The sequence below is a fragment of the Apilactobacillus intestinapis genome (assembly GCF_049166695.1).
In the GTDB taxonomy this organism is placed as follows: domain Bacteria; phylum Bacillota; class Bacilli; order Lactobacillales; family Lactobacillaceae; genus Apilactobacillus; species Apilactobacillus kunkeei_C.
Genome location: NZ_JBMHFD010000018.1, coordinates 1 through 16583 on the forward strand (window position 1 = coordinate 1; position 16583 = coordinate 16583).

The window sequence follows — 16583 nt, forward strand, 5'->3', positions numbered from 1 at the left end:
ACTTATTAATAATTTTTGTAAATCCTAAACCATTATAATAATCTTTAATGGCAGCTAATTTTAATTCTTTAGAAAACATAAAAGAACCCCTTAGGTTAGATTTCTCCAACTCAAGGGGTTCAGTTCATTGCTTTTTTTATTGCCATTTTTCACCGTAAATTTGTCCATACCAATTTTTTAAATGGTATAAAATGAGTCGAATTTAATCTTAATTTTTGTTTCTATTACGCTTATTGATACCAACATGACGCAATTTTTTGAATTTTTTTCATAAACTATACCAATTTGATATTTATCGATTGACATTGATAATTAAAACTTGTAATCTAGAATATGTCGAAAATGATAAAAAAGATATAAATTTATTTAAAACAATTAATAAATATAGAGTGAAAGGAAAATATAATATGTGTGGAATTGTTGGTGTAACAGGGAACAAAAATGCCGTTGATATTTTAGTTAATGGTTTACAAAAACTAGAATACCGTGGCTATGATTCTGCTGGATTATACGTAAACGATGAAGGTAAGAAGGATTACCTTGTAAAGAGAACCGGTGCGATTAGTAATCTAAGAGACGCCGTAAATGATATGAAGATTAACGGAAGTGCAGGAATTGCGCATACCAGATGGGCTACTCACGGGGGAGTAACTGTCGAAAACGCACATCCTCACTTCTCACAAGACAAGAGATTCTACCTAGTTCACAATGGTGTTATCGAAAACTACCGTGATTTAAAGGAAAAATACTTAAGTGATGTTGAATTCACTTCACAAACTGATACAGAAGTTGTTGTTCAACTAGTTGATCACTTCGCTGTAACTGAAAACCTAAATGCTAAAGAAGCATTTAAGAAGACTCTATCACTATTAAAGGGTGCTTCATACGCATTCCAATTAATGGATAGAGAAGAACCAGACACTATCTACGTTGCTAAGAACAAGAGTCCGCTATTAATCGGTCTAGGGGAAGACTGCAACGTTGTATGTTCAGATTCTCTAGCAATGCTAAATGTTACTCATGACTTTCTAGAATTGGATGACGGTGACTTTGTGACTGTTAAACCAGATTCAGTAACTATCGAAAACAAAGATGGTGAAGTCGTAACCGATAGACAACCATTCCATGTTGATATCGATGCTAGTGACACTGATAAGGGTACTTACCCATACTACATGCTAAAAGAAATTGACGAACAACCAAACGTTATGAGAAAACTTTCAGCTGAATACCTAAACGAAAACGGTGATCCAGTAATCGAAGACGACCTATTAGATTCAATTAAAGAATCAGACCGTCTATACATCATTGCTGCTGGTACTAGTTACCATGCCGGCTTAGTTGGTAAAGAATTATTTGAAAAATTGGCACAAGTACCAACTGAAGTTCATGTTTCTTCAGAATTTGCTTACAACATGCCACTACTTTCAAAGAAACCATTCTTTATCTTCCTAAGTCAAAGTGGTGAAACAGCTGATAGTCGTGAAGTATTAGTTAACCTAAACCAATTAGGCTACAAGAGTTTAACAATTACAAACGTTGCTAACTCAACACTTTCACGTGAATCAAACTACACATTGCTACTACATGCTGGTCCAGAAATCTCAGTTGCATCAACTAAGGCTTACACAGCACAAATTACTGTTGAAGCAATCCTAGCTAAGGCTTTAGGTGAATCATCAGAAATTAAGGCTGCTAAGGACTTTAACTTGAAACAACAATTAGGTTTCGTTGCCACAGGTATGCAATCAATTGTTGACGAAAAAGAAATGATTAACGAAATTTCTAAGAAGTACTTCGTTAATGCTAACCGTGCATTCTACATTGGTAGAGGAATTGATTACTTCGTTTCATTAGAATCATCATTGAAACTAAAGGAAATTTCATACATTCTAGCTGAAGGTTTCGCTTCAGGAGAATTGAAACACGGAACCATTGCGTTGATTGAAGAAAACACACCAGTTGTTGGTATCATTACTCAATCAAACACTGCTGGTTTAACTAGAAGTAACCTAGAAGAAACTATGGCTCGTGGTGCTAAGGCAATTACCATTGCTACTGAATCACTTGCTAAGGATAACGATGACATCGTTATTCCAGACGTTGATCAACTATTAACACCACTATTGAGTGTTATTCCTGCTCAACTATTGGCTTACTACACTAGTTTGAACAAGGGCTTAGATGTTGACCATCCAAGAAACCTTGCTAAGAGTGTTACTGTTCAATAATTTAATAACCAAAAGGGTGCCTTTGGCACTCTTTTTTATTTGATGAAAATTAAAAAGAGACTAATTTTTCTTATAAGATTTTATAAAAATTTACTGTGACATGTTATAATCATTAACTGGGAGTGTTTTTGATGAAATTTACTAAGAAAACAAAAAACAATTCGAATAAACAAGCTAAGGCGGACAAGACTTTTAATAAGTTTAAGGAACAACAAAACCGTCTTAGTGCCAGCCGTAGAGGCGTAAAGAGATAAGAGAGAATAAAAAGATTTTTAATGGAGAGAGAATAATTATGAGAAGAAAACCGATCGTCAAATCATTGCTGTATGTCCTGAGTGCCAGTGCCGTTATTTCAGCAGGACATGTTTATGTTTCACATGCGGATGATTTAGACAATGGTGCAAATAATACTGCCACTGCAGCTACTGTTACCACAAACGTTACGAATGCTTCAACCAATAACATTTTGGGATCACAGTTAACTGCTGACAACTTTATTTCAACAATTTCACCAATTGCTCAATCTATTGCAAAAAGCAATAATCTATATGCTTCAACAATGGTTGCTCAAGCAGCGCTAGAAAGTGGTTATGGAACTAGTTACTTAACGCAAATTGCTAACAACTTGTTTGGTATTAAATCATTTGATGGTACCGGTGTTAAGCTAAAGACTTCGGAATATAATTCCAAGGGCCAAGCATATAGCACTGACGCATACTTTAAGAGCTATAACAGTGTGATAGACAGTCTTCAAGGCTACGCCACTTTTCTAACTGTTAATTCACGTTATGCCAACGTATTTAAGTCACAATCTAAGGACGGATTCGAAGCAGCAAACAACATCCAAAAAGATGGTTATGCAACCGATCCAAGTTATGCTACTAAGTTAACTAATATCATTAATACTTATAACCTAACTGCCTTAGACGGTAATACAACATCAACTACTACTAATACCAATAACAATACAAGTACGCCAAGTACTCCAAGCACGCCAAATACAAATAATAGTAGCAACACGACAAACATAAACACAAATAGTAGTAGTAACACGACAAACACAAATAATACTACTAACACTCAACCCACAACTACAAAGCCTGAGAAGACACTAGCGACTGCTACTTATACATATGGTAATCCGCTAGAAACTTTCCAATTATCATCTAAGTTTGCAAATTACAACTTATACACTCACGTTAAAGATACTACTGATAATAATGAGACTGGCAATTGGCCTAGTCATCTAAAAGCAGGAAGTAACGTATACGTCGATTGTTTAGCTGTGCGTACCTACAAGGGTGCAAGTACTACTTGGTATCGAATCAAGACTAGCAAGCACGCCAAGAGTTATTGGGTAAGTGCTAAGGCCATTGATTTTCCAACCATTCACGTTAAAGATTACAATGGTAAGGCCAAACTAAGTCACGGAAACCGTGGACTATACAGCAATGCTTTCAATTCTCAAACATTAGCTAAATCACTAGGTTCATCCAATAGTTATAAGGATCAAACATTTAACGTAAACCAAATTGCTACCTACACTTATCACGGTAAGGAAAACACTTGGTACCGTATCAATGTTTCCAACCTAGGGGATGTTTGGATAAACAAGACAGGTGTTACTTACACCAAGGCCGAAAAGAAGAAAGTTACTAAAAAGAAGGCTAAGAAGGTTGCAAAAAAGAAGACAACCACTAAGTCATCAGTTTATGCAAAAGCATCAGGACATGCATATTTGAATAATTACGGTAAGTTTGCTCTATACAACCACATTCCTGGTACCTCTAAGCATGTTCAAAAGACCGCTTGGTCACAAGTGAAGGTGCCAAAGGATTACAAGGTTGGCGTTAATTTAAAGGGAATTAGAACTGAGTACAACAATACTTGGTATCGTATCGTTTTAAATCATAAGAATTATTGGATTTCTGCCAAATCACTACTTTTTTATTAATTTGATATAATTGGTAGTTAGTTTTATAATGATTAAATCGAAATAAAATATAGGAAGTATTAAGAATGACTGAAGATTATAAGATTAAGGTTCAAAACGTAACTAAAGAGTACGATTTGTTCAAAACACAAGCTGATAAATTAAAATCATTTTTCTCCATTAAGACTGATGTTCCTCATTTCTGGTCACTAATGGGAGTATCTTTTGAAGTTAAACCAGGTGAAGCACTTGGTTTAATTGGTGTTAACGGTTCAGGTAAATCAACTATTTCTAACATTATTTCTGGAATTATTCCTCAAACAACTGGTTATGTTGATGTAAAGGGTGACACTTCAATCGTTGCTATTAGTGCAGGTCTAAGAAAGAACCTAACTGGTAGAGAAAATATTAGATTGAAGTCATTGATGCAAGGTTTAACTAACGAAGAAATCGATGCATTAATGGACGACATCGTTTCATTTGCTGATATTGGTGACTTTGTGGACCAACCGGTTAAGAGTTACTCATCAGGTATGAAATCACGTCTAGGATTCTCAATCGCCGTACACATTAACCCTGACATCTTGATCATTGATGAAGCATTATCTGTTGGGGATGATACTTTCTACCAAAAGTGTGTGGACAAGATTGCTGACTTTAAAGAACAAGGTAAGACTATTATCTTCGTTTCTCACTCACTAAAACAAATTGAATTCTTATGTGACCGTGTTGCTTGGATTAACTACGGTAAGCTAAGAATGATTGGTGAAACTCAAGAAGTAACTACTAAGTACCGTGAGTTTATTGAATGGTTCAAGAAGCTATCTAAGAAAGATAAGGCTAAATTTGAAGCAGAACAAAAACAAATTCAAAAAGACTTTGATATCGATGAATACCAAAGACAAGTTACTGAAGAAGAACAAGCACAACATCCAGACGATAAGCATGTTGCCGCTAAGGTTAAGAAGCGTTTCTACGGCTCAGTAATTAGTGAAAAGATGCCTAAGACATCAGTTCTATTTACTTGGTTAGTAACTATCGCTACTTTATTCTTCTGCTTAGTTAACGTTTCAGGACATCCACTAAGCCACATCATTGAACACCCAGCATCAATCGTAAAACCAACTAAGAAGTTAGTATTACCTAAGGGTGTTGCTAAAGATAACAAGAAGACTACAAAGAAACATCATAAAAAGACCGCTACTGAAAAGAAGACATCATCAGTAAAGGCAACTATTAAATAATCAAAAAAATCCGTTTTCTTTGAACGGATTTTTTTTGCGAGGGGAGATTAAATTAAGATGGCTAAAGAAATGAAGAGTCATGAAACATTGGATTTAATTGAACAAATTACTAGATTAGATGGTACCAAGTACATGGAAATTAGTAACATGGTTCAAAACGGGAGAGCTGAACTAGCTGCAGAACGAGGCTTTATTAAGGAAGTTCGAATCCTGCAACTAAACATTCCGCATTCAGAACACGTTATTAATTACGAAAACTACATTAATGAAAATTTTGAAATGCCTGATGAAAGCATGGATCATTTTGAAGAATGGACCAAGACACCAGAAATGGAAAAAGAAGTGGCCATGATTCTAAAAGAAAATCACGTTGGATAACAAAAAAAGGAAGTCATCGGTAGGTTGATGACTTCCTTTTATAATATGTGTCCACTTCTAATGCTGCGAAAAAATAATAGCTAAATAACGAGCAACATTTAGTGGGATGACTTGAATATGTACTATTTATTATAAATGATGATATTTAGTATGACAATAAAAAATTTGAAAAAAATTAAAAAAGTACGACATTTGTCGTGTTATTATTAAACCAATTCGATATCACTTATCGACGATAGGATTTGGTATATTAACAACGGGAGAGTATTATTCATGAAAACAATTATTAAGGAAATATTATTAAATATCGCATTATACATCTTTCCACTCATTTTTATTATTAGTGGAATCAGTGGATCAAATGTAATGTATGTTGTTGGATTTATCCTAGCTGGAATTATTAGCGTTCTAATGGTGCTTATGTACACAACATACATATTTACCCATAAAAAAGGAGAAAGGGCCTTATATCGCATTATTTTACTGATAATCGAAATAATTATCCTGCTATTCTGTATTTACGTCGTTTTTACTAGATAATTTATATTATTATTAGAAAATGATTAGAAAACTATTGAAATTTTAATCCCACAGTACTATATTATTGTTAACGCAAAAAAAGGCGTTAACTTTTTTATTAAGAATGGAGTGATTTTGTATGGATTTCAAGTTTTCAAGTCGTGTACCGAATGTAGATAATGATGTGGTGGGAGAAATTTTAAAGGTAGCTGGTGATCCAGAAATCATTTCATTTGCTGGTGGGCTACCTGCACCCGAATTATTCCCGGTAAAGGAAATGCACGAAGCAGCCGATAAGGTTTTTGAAAAACACGGTGCTGAAGCATTACAATATACCGCTGCAATCGGTAACCCGCATTTACGAGAATTAATCGTTGAGCGAATGCAAACCAACAAAGAAGTAACAACCACTGTGGATAATGTTTGTATTACCACTGGTTCAGAACAATCAATCGACTTAGTTGCTAAGATGATGGTTGATAAAGGTGACGTTATCTTAGTTGAAAAACCAACATATCTTTGTGCGTTAGACGTATTTAGAAGTTATGGAGCCAAGGTTGTGGGTGTTGATATGGATGAAGAAGGTATGAAGATGGATGCCTTGGATGAAAAATTAAGTGAATATCCAGATACTAAGTTCATCTACACAATTCCTAACTTCCAAAACCCAACCGGTCGTACCATGACTGCTGAACGTCGTGCTAAAATGGTTGAATTAGCAGAAGCACATGGTGTAACCATTCTAGAAGATGACCCATATGGTGAAATCAGATACTCAGGTGTTGCTGTACCACCAGTTAAACACTTTGATAAGAATGGAACAGTGGTGTACATGAACACATTCTCAAAGATCTTAGCCCCAGGGATGAGATTAGGATGGATTGTGGCTGATAAGAAATTTATCGATATGTTCGTTGTTATGAAGCAATCTGCTGACTTACATTCAGATAACTTATCACAATTTATCGTTGCTCAATACATGGAAGACAACGACTTAGACAAACATATTAAGGCTATTTCAGATGTTTACTACGAACGTGCATCTCTTATGTTAAAGGAAATTGATGAACAATTCCCAGCAGGCGTTAAGCATAGTAATCCAGAAGGTGGAATGTTTATCTGGGTAGAAGTACCCGGAAACGTTAATACCATGGACTTATTTAACAACTGTGTTAAGCATAATGTTGCCTTTGTACCAGGGGAACCATTCTATCCTGATGAAGTAATTCCAGGAACATTTAGAATGAACTTCTCCAACATGAAAGCAGATCAAATTCATGAAGGTGTTCGCCGTATGGCCGCAGCCATTGATGAAATGATGAATTAAGCACACAAAAAAAGGACTTACCAATTTGGTAAGTCCTTTTTATTTTATATGTTATGTCTTGTATGAATTGAGTGGTAAATCTTTCTTTGTACTAAATATTGATCATGTTGCATGGTAATAAATAGTGGAGAAGATTCTTCGATAACATTACTGAATTCCAAACCATACCATGAGATAGGGGAAGCAGTGATGTTTTGTAGGAAGATACGTCCAGAGATTAATTGTCTGTCAAAGGCATTGATTTCTGAGTTCAACGCTAAGTCAGAAGGACGTTCGTTGATGATAACGAACTTGAAGTCTCCAACGTTACCAGGTTTACCATTTGAAGTATACTTTTGCTTTTGTGGATCGATAACACCTTGTTTGATTAGGTAGTTAACAATTTGGTGTAGGTAGATACTTACACTTTGTTGCTTTCTAAATCCAAGGTATAGTTGAACGTCAACAACGTTCTTAGTATCCAACAAGTCAACAGTGTAGTTACTTTCATAAGGATTACTTGTTTCATTAACAGTAACGAACCAGTATACCTTAGCTCTCTTTGGTTCCTTGTCTAAGATTGAATACATTGTACTACGCTTGATTTGGTAGTCGTTCTTAATCTTAGTCATGTATACCAAGTTAGAAGTGTATAGCGGAATTGATTCGTCTTCACTCAAAGCAGATAGTTGATCTTTGTAGTGAGTAAGTGAAACATATTCGCTTTCCTTTTCGTAATGGTCACGACGCTTGTTACCGAAGTACCATAGAATCATGACGATTAGGATAGCACCCATGATGATTAGAGTAACGAAACCACCATGAACGAACTTAATAATACTTGCAATGAAGAATGTAAATTCGATAACTGCGAAGAATGCAGCGATGAAGAAAGCCCATAGTCTTCTCATCTTACCTGATAGGTATTCGAATAGAAGAACAGTAGTCATAAGCATAGTAATTGTAATTGCTAAACCATATGCAGATTCCATTCTTTCTGAACTACCGAATGACCAAACAACGATGAAGGTAACGATACATAGGAACCAGTTAACAGTTGAAATGTAAATTTGGCTACGAACGTTACTTGGATGTCTAACAATCATTCGAGGTAAGAACTTAAGACCAATTGCTTCATCAACTAAAGTAAATGATCCAGTAATCAATGCTTGAGAAGCGATGATTGCGGCTAAAGCGGCAATTACAATCGCAAATCCACGAAGTGAATCAGGAAGCATTTCATAGAATGGGTTTAAGTTACTTAAGTTAGCAAATTGTGGGTTATGAGCATTGTTGATAACCCAAGCACCTTGTCCTAAGTAGTTCATGATTAGGGCAAAGTAAACGAATGGCCAAGTACCGTAGATGTTCTTCTTACCAACGTGACCCATGTCTGAATACAATGCTTCAGCACCGGTAGTTGCCAAGAAGATGCTACCTAGAATAAAAATACCAGCTTTGTTAACGGGACTGAATAGAATTTCAATCGCATATACTGGGTTAAATGCACCTAGGATAGCAGGGTATTTTAGTAGGTTCACAATTCCCATTACTGCTAGGAAGGTAAACCAGATAAACATTACAGGTCCAAATGAGTTACCAATGATTCCAGTTCCAAATCTTTGGATTAAGAACAAAACCAAAAGTACACATGAAGTAATGATTAAGACGTTTTGTTGTGAATTACTAAATGAAATCGGACCAAAGTGTTGGCCTTTCAAACCTTCAAGAGCGGACGTTACGGAAACCGCAGGGGTCAAAGTACCGTCGGCTAACAATGCGGCACCACCGATTAAAGCAGGCCAAACTAGCCATTTTGCTTTTCTTCTAACTAAGGCGAAGAGGGCGAAAATACCACCTTCACCGTTGTTATCAGCACGCATCGTAATCAATACGTATTTAATTGTTGTAATCACCATTAATGTCCATATGATTAATGAAATTGATCCAATTATGTAGAATGGTTTGATGTTGGCCATCTTACCAGCATTACCAATAATTGAATTCATTACATATAGAGGTGAAGTACCGATATCACCATAGACAATTCCTAAGGTGATTAGCATTCCCATAATGGAAATCTTATCAAATTTAGCTTTCATGACTAAATCCTCCAAAAGTAATTATGTAAAATTCACACATTGATAAAGTACAATTTACCACTTATTTAAGCTAGTTTAAAGAAAAATCTGAAAAACATTTCTTTAAATGTTAAATTATAGGTTAGTAACAGCAATATTATTACTAGGACGGTGTGCAAAAAATTGATACGAACAATTTTCAAAAATATTATTTCAGATACGGTCTTAAAGATTGTATCTGCAATCTTTTTAATCCTATTAATATTCAAACCAATGAACATCAAAGACATTGATTTAGACACCATCATGATTTTGTTTAACCTAATGTTAATCATCTCGTTAGTTAAACGAGCAAAGATTTTAGCTTACATAAGTAACTCGATTATAAACCATGTCCAAACAACACGCCAAATAACTGCTTATATTACAATCACATCCTTTGTATTATCCATGTTTGTGACCAATGACGTTGCAATCATTACACTAGTACCATTATATATTTTGATTGCTAAACAGTTAAAGCTATCGATAGTGTATCCGACGGTGTTAATTACGATTGCGGCCAACTTAGGAAGTGCGTTTACACCGATTGGGAATCCGCAGAATGTGTTTTTAGTTGAGTTTTACCATATTTCAATTCAGTCTTTCTTTGCCAATTCATTGATACTGTTGGGAATGGGGATGCTTTCGATGATGGTATTAATCTTGTTTAGTGAAAACAAACCAATACAAGAAACACCAACTGAAGACATTAAAATCAATAAGATTCATTTATTAATGATTGCCGGATTGTTTGTATTAGTCTTACTAGCCCAGTTTTCATTGTTATCAATTTGGATTGATACATTGATTACTCTAGTAGTAGTTGAAATATTTTCTCCTAGAAGCATCGCCGATGTGGATTACTCACTATTATTGTCGTTTGTCTTCTTTTTCTTGATTGTGGGGATGCTAAGCCGCATTGATCTTGTCGTTTCATTGATTCATCAGTTTACACAAGATGGCATTCATACCTATATAACATCGATTATCACCAGTCAGTTCATCAGTAATGTTCCTTCGGCCGTGTTGTTGTCCAAATTTTCTGCTGATTTTACATCCATCTATTATGGAGTGTCGATTGGTGGACTTGGGAATTTGGTTGCCTCATTGGCCAATTTATTGGCATACAAACAAGTATCACTGAATGCATCACATGCGAGTGGCAAATTTTTGAAGGAATTTACTTTCATCAACTTAATATTATTGTTAGTGTTGTCATTGTTAAAGATTATCTTAATTTAATGTCAGAAAATTTCATTTTGTGGAATTTGTGTCATAATTAAAATAATGAATTCTTTTGGAAAGGAATGATTTTAATGTACACAGATTTAAATGGAAAGGTAGCGGTAGTTACTGGTGCCTCAAAGGGAATTGGAAAAGCCATTGCGCTTCGTTTGGCACAAGAACACATGAAGTTAGTGTTCAACTATCATTCAGATCAAAATGGGGCACAAGAAGCCGTTGACCAAATTCGTGAAAACGGGGGAGACGCAGTTGCCGTCCAAGCTGACGTTTCAAAAGAAGAAGACGTAAACAAGTTAGTTAAGACAGCTGTTGAAGAATTTGGTGATATGGACCTATTTATCAACAACGCTGGAATGGAAAAGGAAACTCCAACTCACAAGCTAGCGCTTGAAGATTGGAAACGAGTAATTGATGTTAACTTAACAGGTACATTCTTAGGTACCAAGGCAGCATTGAATTACTTCTTGGATCACAAACGTGAAGGAAACATTATCAACATGTCTTCAGTTCACCAATTGATTTCATGGCCACACTTTGCAGATTATGCTGCATCAAAGGGTGGAAGCAAACTATTCACTGAAACAGTTGCGAAGGAATATGCTGAACAAGGCATTCGTGTTAACGGAATTGCGCCTGGTGCAATTAACACACCAATCAATGCTAAGAAGTTCGCAGATCCTGAATTATACGCACAAACAGCTGAATTAGTTCCAATGAATCGTATTGGAAAACCAGAAGAAGTGGCTGCTGCCGCTGCATGGTTAGCTTCTACAGAGTCATCATACGTAACTGGTGAAACCATTTATGTTGATGGTGGTATGAAACTATACCCAGAATTTAAAGATGGTCGTGGATAAAATTCCACCAAAAAAGATGGTATCAATTCGATACCATCTTTTTTATTTTTATAATGCCTTGCTACCGAAATCACGAGGTTGAATAAATACTTCGATGATTGGGTATAGCATTAGGATTCCTAAGAAGATAAATCCATATTCATATGCGGTATTAACACTGACAAAACTTGATAGTGCTGATACAACAACGGTGATCAAAGAAACTCCTAAACCTTGTGCCATAGTTTGCAATACTGAACTTAATGTATTGGCTGAGTTTCTTTCATTCATTGGAATTTCAGAGAATGTAACGGCGTTGTAGCAGGTAAGTGCAAGTGAACGACCACAACCTGAAATAAAGGCTAGACCAGCAATGATGAAACCAATCGTAGTGGGTTGAATCCATGCCAGTGCAGCGGTACTGATTCCAACAGTAAATAATGCTATTAATAATGAAGCTTTGTACTTAATGTGTCTAATAATTACGTTTGTAAATGGCTTGATACCAATGTTTCCGATGAACACGAAGATGACATAGTATCCGGCAACCAATGCTGACCAGTGGAAGACAGTTTGTAAGTATACTGTTAATAGGTAAGGAAGGGCACCAACGGATAACCATAGGAAGGTTCCACCGGTTTGATAGATTCTAAATGAGCTGACCTTCAATGCCTTGATATCAAATAGTGGGTTATCCACATGTGATAAATGATGGCCGACTACTAGAATCATTAATAGACCGATTAATACTAAAATCCCAGCTGTAGGCCAGTATTCTCTACCGTAAGTGGCGATTTCAGCACCGATTAGGATGAAACCAGATGAGATGGCGATTTCGATGAATCCTAAGAAGTCAAACTTGGTACGGCTCTTTTGAGTATCTTTTTCAACTAATTTAATACCGATAATAATTGCTAATAAACCGATTGGCACGTTAATTAAGAAAATCCATTGCCAAGTAAGATACTTAACGAAGAACCCACCAATGATAGGGGCAATTGCCGGAGCAATTAGTGCAGGCCATACTAGGTAGTTAGCCATTCTCAGTAGTTGGTTTGAAGGTGTCTTTTCCAACATGATTAAACGAGCGGTAGGAGTCATTAGTGATCCGGCAAAACCTTGGATAAAGCGACTCGCTAATAGGAATGAGAATGTAGGTGCAACGGCATCACCTAATGAACTTAAGACGAATAGTAAGGTTGCCAATAACCAGGCGTTTTTCTTACCAATTCGTTTAGCAATCCATCCACTTAATGGGATAAAGATAGCCATAGTAATAAAGTAGATACTTACCGTTAGTGAAAGAGAAGAAGTAGGAACATTAAGACTTCTTCCGATGTACGGTAAAGCGGTTGTTACGATTGTCGCATCTAGAAATTGCATGAATAGACTTGAAGCCATCAATAGTGCGACTTTAATATAATTGCTGATAATAAATCAGTTCCTTTCCTATATTTATACTTAAAAAAGTATATCATAAATTTTTTTTAAGATTAATGTTATGGTTTGACTGATGAAAGTGATACTGGAATAATAAAAATATATTGACGTGCGAAATAAAAGGGGGCAATTTAATTGATTAAAATTCATCAACTAACTGATTCAACATGGGTTGAAATGGTCGATGCCAACACCAAGGAAGTTGTTGAAACCATCGATGACTACAAACTACCAAATATCTTAAAAGGGTATATGCTAGATGCCCATGAACATTCACGTTTTGAATATGACCCGGTTAAGAAGTACTCCGTCATGATTATGCGCGCGCTAATCAGTGGACAAGATGAAAACGTACAAACTTCACCGGTTGTTATTGCGTTTACAAATGACTTAATTATCACCAAGAGTGATTCAAGATACCGTATCAAACAAGAAACTAGATGTAACAAGTTTGATATGGTGTTTAACATGCTACAAAGAATCAACAAACCATACATGAACAAGCTAGATCAAATCAATGAATCTGTTGAAAATCTACAAAACAAGCGTAGTAAGAATAGTGTTAACAATCGACATCTAAACGAAATTGCGATTCTAAAGAATGACTTGGTATACCTAAAGACAGCTACCGCTGCCAATATCATGTCAATCAATCAACTACAAAAGTCTAGTGATAACTTTGAAATTCCAATTTCATTTAACCAACGTCAAGATCAACACATCGACGACGTCGCCGTTGAATACGAGGAAAGTAAGTACATGTTCGACGTGCTAGACGAAATTGTTAGTCAAATTGAAGATACATACAGTAACATCATTAATAACAACCTAAACGATGTTATGAAGGTGTTGACTGTTTGGTCATTAATCCTAGCAATTCCACCAATTATTAGTGGATTCTATGGGATGAACGTTAACGTCTTACCATTCGCTAACAGTAGTTGGTCATGGTTCTTCACACTAGTTATCACCGTAGCCATTATCTACTGGATGATTTACTACCTAAAGAAACATCACGATTTATAAAAGTAACGAGCTAATTATGCATTTCATAGTTGGCTTTTTATTTGGTCGAAGTTATAAAGCGGCTTGAAATATTAAGAGAAAGTAAAAATGGTAATTTTTTATGTAAGCGCTTTACTATGCATTAGGATAAATGTATAATGAAAAATGTTAAATGGTGGAGTAGTCACTTTCGACTTACTTCATTAAAATGAAAATAGATATTATAATTATAATCAGAGTATAAAAAGGAAGTGTTAAGATGGATATCTTAATCGGAATATTACCCGCTCTTCTATGGGGGGTAGGACCACTAATCGCTACTAAGTTTGGTGGTAAACCTGTTGAACAAGTGTTAGGAACTGGATATGGTCAATTAGCAATTGGTATTATTATCTACTTATTTACTAGACCTGCGATTTCATTCCAAGAATTCCTATGGCCATTCTTAGGTGGGGTTGCATGGGCCGTTGCTCAATACATGCAATTCAGCTCATTCACTAAGATGAACGTTTCTACTGCAATGCCTATCTCAACTGGTCTTCAATTAATTGAAATTCCACTTTGTGGGGTTATCTTCTTCGGTGAATGGGGTTCTCCATTAGCCAAGTTAATTGGTTTCTTAAGTATCGCACTATTAATTCTAGGAACTACTTGTACCAGTTACGTGGACAAGGGAGTTGTTAGAAAGAAGCTTGATTACAAGGCCGGTATGCCTCTACTAATCATCGGATCATTTGGTTACACTGCATGTTCAGTATTCCCAAGAATTACTAATGCTTCTGGATTAGTTGGATTACTACCACAAACATTCGGTATGTTCTTAGGTGCTGTTATCGTTACATTCGTATTGAACGGTAAAGAAGCATTTGGTTACCTAAAATCAAAGGTTACACTCAAGAGTGGAATCATTGGTTTACTAGGTGGACTAGGTACTCTAGCATACCTAACTTCATTAAAGTTAAACGGTGTTGCTAACGCATTCCCATTAACTCAAATGAACGTTGTTGTTTCAACTTTAGGTGGTCTAATTATCCTAAAGGAAAACAAAAACAGAAAAGAAATCATCTTTACAGTTATCGGTTTACTAATGATTGTGGTTTCCGCAGTCTTAATCGGTCACTTAGAATAATTAAGCATAAAAAAAGACCTGCCAGTTTTTGGCAGGTCTTTTTTTATTGGATTTAAATTGAATGAACGATCATTAAGATTCCGCTCACTAAGAAGAAAATTCCAACCAAGAAAGCAACTGATAGAGCAGATGCTACTGGAGAAATTAGTAATAAAATACCAACGATTACACCTAGGATAGCAAAGATAACATCCATAATGTAGTAACCGTGGCTGACGTTTTTAACGTATTTAGCAAGTGATAATGCAGTTAGTGAGTCCAGGATGAACATGATTGCAAAGAAGATTGCAATGTATAACATTCCGAATGCACCGTTGAATAGCATTAAGATACCGATTAAGATATCCAAAATACTGTTAAAAATGATCCAACCCTTTGAGTCGAAGATATCAGTCATGTGGGTAAGTTTGAAAATACCTCTAATGATTGAGAATACCGCAACGATAAGTACGACAGTACTAAATGCTACATCAGGTCTAGATACTGAAATAATTCCAGCAATGACACCTAAGATACCGACAATAAATGAGAATGGATCAAATTCATTGATTCTATTCATGAATTTCACCTCTTTTAGTTGGCTTATCTTAATTATAATTCAAACTAATGAGTCGAAATCATTATGACGCGTAATTTAAAGAATTTTTAACGTTTGTGGCGAAAAGCTAAAATATTTCAAACAATCATGAATTATCGGTATAATTATGATGATTAAAAACGATTGAGGAGAAAACCATGGGTAGAGTAATTACAGTTTTAGAACGCCATAAAAACCTCATCAAGGTTAAATTTAGAGGTGAGTTTGGTTACTTCTTTCCATACACGAATTTAGTTAATCAATCAGCCAACGTTGAAACATTCATTGACGCTGAAAGGGCATTATCAGATTACTTAGCCAAAGAAGATAATCAACTAATCATGGTTCCACGTGGTTTTGATGTTGATGAGTTGCTATTCATTGTCCAAGCAATTTCAAAAGAAGAGATTCAATTGGGTCACGAGGGTGATTTAGGCATCTTCGAAATTAATCCTGATGGCAAAATAAAAAGACAGGCAGAATAATCTGCTTGAACTGAACCCCTTGAGTTGGAGAAATCTAACCTAAGGGGTTCTTTTATGTTTTCTAAAGAATTAAAATTAGCTGCCATTAAAGATTATTATAATGGTTTAGGATTTACAAAAATTATTAATAAG

Annotated in this window: 13 protein-coding genes and 1 pseudogene; 11 read left to right on the forward strand and 3 right to left on the reverse strand. The window is 35.6% G+C overall.

Annotated elements, in window-relative coordinates; all coding sequences use genetic code 11:
* Positions 1 to 407 precede the first annotated feature (407 nt).
* The 6 genes and pseudogenes from glmS to ACOMA7_RS07265 all read left to right on the forward strand — a co-directional run bounded on the left by glmS (position 408) and on the right by ACOMA7_RS07265 (position 7632).
* Complete coding sequence (glmS, locus tag ACOMA7_RS07240) at positions 408 to 2231, forward strand: glutamine--fructose-6-phosphate transaminase (isomerizing) (protein ID WP_301945615.1); 1824 nt, start codon at positions 408 to 410, stop codon at positions 2229 to 2231.
* A 131-nt stretch (positions 2232 to 2362) separates the two neighbouring features.
* Positions 2363 to 2485, forward strand: coding sequence for a hypothetical protein (locus ACOMA7_RS07245; RefSeq protein ID WP_094751125.1), 123 nt, complete (start codon positions 2363 to 2365; stop codon positions 2483 to 2485).
* Positions 2486 to 2523: 38 nt separating this feature from the next.
* Positions 2524 to 4185, forward strand: coding sequence for a glucosaminidase domain-containing protein (locus tag ACOMA7_RS07250; RefSeq protein WP_421393022.1), 1662 nt, complete (start codon positions 2524 to 2526; stop codon positions 4183 to 4185).
* A gap of 65 nt (positions 4186 to 4250) precedes the next feature.
* A pseudogene (locus ACOMA7_RS07255) lies at positions 4251 to 5288 on the forward strand (ABC transporter ATP-binding protein); the annotation flags it as partial.
* A gap of 189 nt (positions 5289 to 5477) precedes the next feature.
* Entirely contained in the window at positions 5478 to 5786 is a 309-nt protein-coding gene (locus ACOMA7_RS07260) for a hypothetical protein (RefSeq protein WP_034532024.1), read from the forward strand.
* Between the two features lie 658 nt (positions 5787 to 6444).
* On the forward strand, positions 6445 to 7632 hold the full coding sequence (locus tag ACOMA7_RS07265; protein ID WP_054607991.1) for an aminotransferase-like domain-containing protein: 1188 nt from the start codon (positions 6445 to 6447) through the stop codon (positions 7630 to 7632).
* Positions 7633 to 7676: 44 nt separating this feature from the next.
* On the opposite strand, the gene ACOMA7_RS07270 is transcribed toward ACOMA7_RS07265, so the two are convergent.
* Positions 7677 to 9713 (reverse strand): KUP/HAK/KT family potassium transporter, encoded by a 2037-nt coding sequence (locus ACOMA7_RS07270; protein WP_301945613.1) that lies wholly within the window; start codon positions 9711 to 9713, stop codon positions 7677 to 7679.
* 162 nt (positions 9714 to 9875) lie between these two features.
* On the opposite strand from ACOMA7_RS07270, the gene ACOMA7_RS07275 reads away from it, so the two are divergent.
* Complete coding sequence (locus tag ACOMA7_RS07275; protein WP_421393025.1) at positions 9876 to 10976, forward strand: SLC13 family permease; 1101 nt, start codon at positions 9876 to 9878, stop codon at positions 10974 to 10976.
* Positions 10977 to 11050: 74 nt separating this feature from the next.
* On the forward strand, positions 11051 to 11836 hold the full coding sequence (locus ACOMA7_RS07280; RefSeq protein WP_054605434.1) for a glucose-1-dehydrogenase: 786 nt from the start codon (positions 11051 to 11053) through the stop codon (positions 11834 to 11836).
* A gap of 48 nt (positions 11837 to 11884) precedes the next feature.
* Here ACOMA7_RS07280 and ACOMA7_RS07285 read toward each other — a convergent pair whose 3' ends face one another.
* Positions 11885 to 13216: an MFS transporter gene (locus tag ACOMA7_RS07285; protein WP_237756976.1), complete on the reverse strand. Its 1332-nt coding sequence runs from the start codon at positions 13214 to 13216 to the stop codon at positions 11885 to 11887.
* Positions 13217 to 13390: 174 nt separating this feature from the next.
* Between ACOMA7_RS07285 and ACOMA7_RS07290 the strand changes: the two genes are divergently transcribed.
* Positions 13391 to 14281: a magnesium transporter CorA family protein gene (locus tag ACOMA7_RS07290; RefSeq protein ID WP_053796395.1), complete on the forward strand. Its 891-nt coding sequence runs from the start codon at positions 13391 to 13393 to the stop codon at positions 14279 to 14281.
* A gap of 238 nt (positions 14282 to 14519) precedes the next feature.
* Complete coding sequence (locus tag ACOMA7_RS07295; protein ID WP_054607996.1) at positions 14520 to 15389, forward strand: GRP family sugar transporter; 870 nt, start codon at positions 14520 to 14522, stop codon at positions 15387 to 15389.
* Between the two features lie 52 nt (positions 15390 to 15441).
* On the opposite strand, the gene ACOMA7_RS07300 is transcribed toward ACOMA7_RS07295, so the two are convergent.
* The gene (locus ACOMA7_RS07300) at positions 15442 to 15948 is read right to left on the reverse strand and encodes an HdeD family acid-resistance protein (RefSeq protein ID WP_054607997.1); all 507 of its coding nucleotides are present in this window, start codon (positions 15946 to 15948) and stop codon (positions 15442 to 15444) included.
* Between the two features lie 176 nt (positions 15949 to 16124).
* Between ACOMA7_RS07300 and ACOMA7_RS07305 the strand changes: the two genes are divergently transcribed.
* Positions 16125 to 16451, forward strand: coding sequence for a hypothetical protein (locus ACOMA7_RS07305; protein WP_421393029.1), 327 nt, complete (start codon positions 16125 to 16127; stop codon positions 16449 to 16451).
* The last annotated feature ends 132 nt before the right edge of the window (positions 16452 to 16583 follow it).

Bases quoted from the DNA above. Each gene is read 5' to 3' on its own strand.
- glmS (WP_301945615.1), top strand. From the start codon at position 408: ATGTGTGGAATTGTTGGTGTAACAGGGAACAAAAATGCCGTTGATATT.
- ACOMA7_RS07245 (WP_094751125.1), top strand. From the start codon at position 2,363: ATGAAATTTACTAAGAAAACAAAAAACAATTCGAATAAACAAGCTAAG.
- ACOMA7_RS07250 (WP_421393022.1), top strand. From the start codon at position 2,524: ATGAGAAGAAAACCGATCGTCAAATCATTGCTGTATGTCCTGAGTGCC.
- ACOMA7_RS07260 (WP_034532024.1), top strand. From the start codon at position 5,478: ATGAAGAGTCATGAAACATTGGATTTAATTGAACAAATTACTAGATTA.
- ACOMA7_RS07265 (WP_054607991.1), top strand. From the start codon at position 6,445: ATGGATTTCAAGTTTTCAAGTCGTGTACCGAATGTAGATAATGATGTG.
- ACOMA7_RS07270 (WP_301945613.1), bottom strand. From the start codon at position 9,713: ATGAAAGCTAAATTTGATAAGATTTCCATTATGGGAATGCTAATCACC.
- ACOMA7_RS07280 (WP_054605434.1), top strand. From the start codon at position 11,051: ATGTACACAGATTTAAATGGAAAGGTAGCGGTAGTTACTGGTGCCTCA.
- ACOMA7_RS07285 (WP_237756976.1), bottom strand. From the start codon at position 13,216: ATGGCTTCAAGTCTATTCATGCAATTTCTAGATGCGACAATCGTAACA.
- ACOMA7_RS07295 (WP_054607996.1), top strand. From the start codon at position 14,520: ATGGATATCTTAATCGGAATATTACCCGCTCTTCTATGGGGGGTAGGA.
- ACOMA7_RS07300 (WP_054607997.1), bottom strand. From the start codon at position 15,948: ATGAATAGAATCAATGAATTTGATCCATTCTCATTTATTGTCGGTATC.
- ACOMA7_RS07305 (WP_421393029.1), top strand. From the start codon at position 16,125: ATGGGTAGAGTAATTACAGTTTTAGAACGCCATAAAAACCTCATCAAG.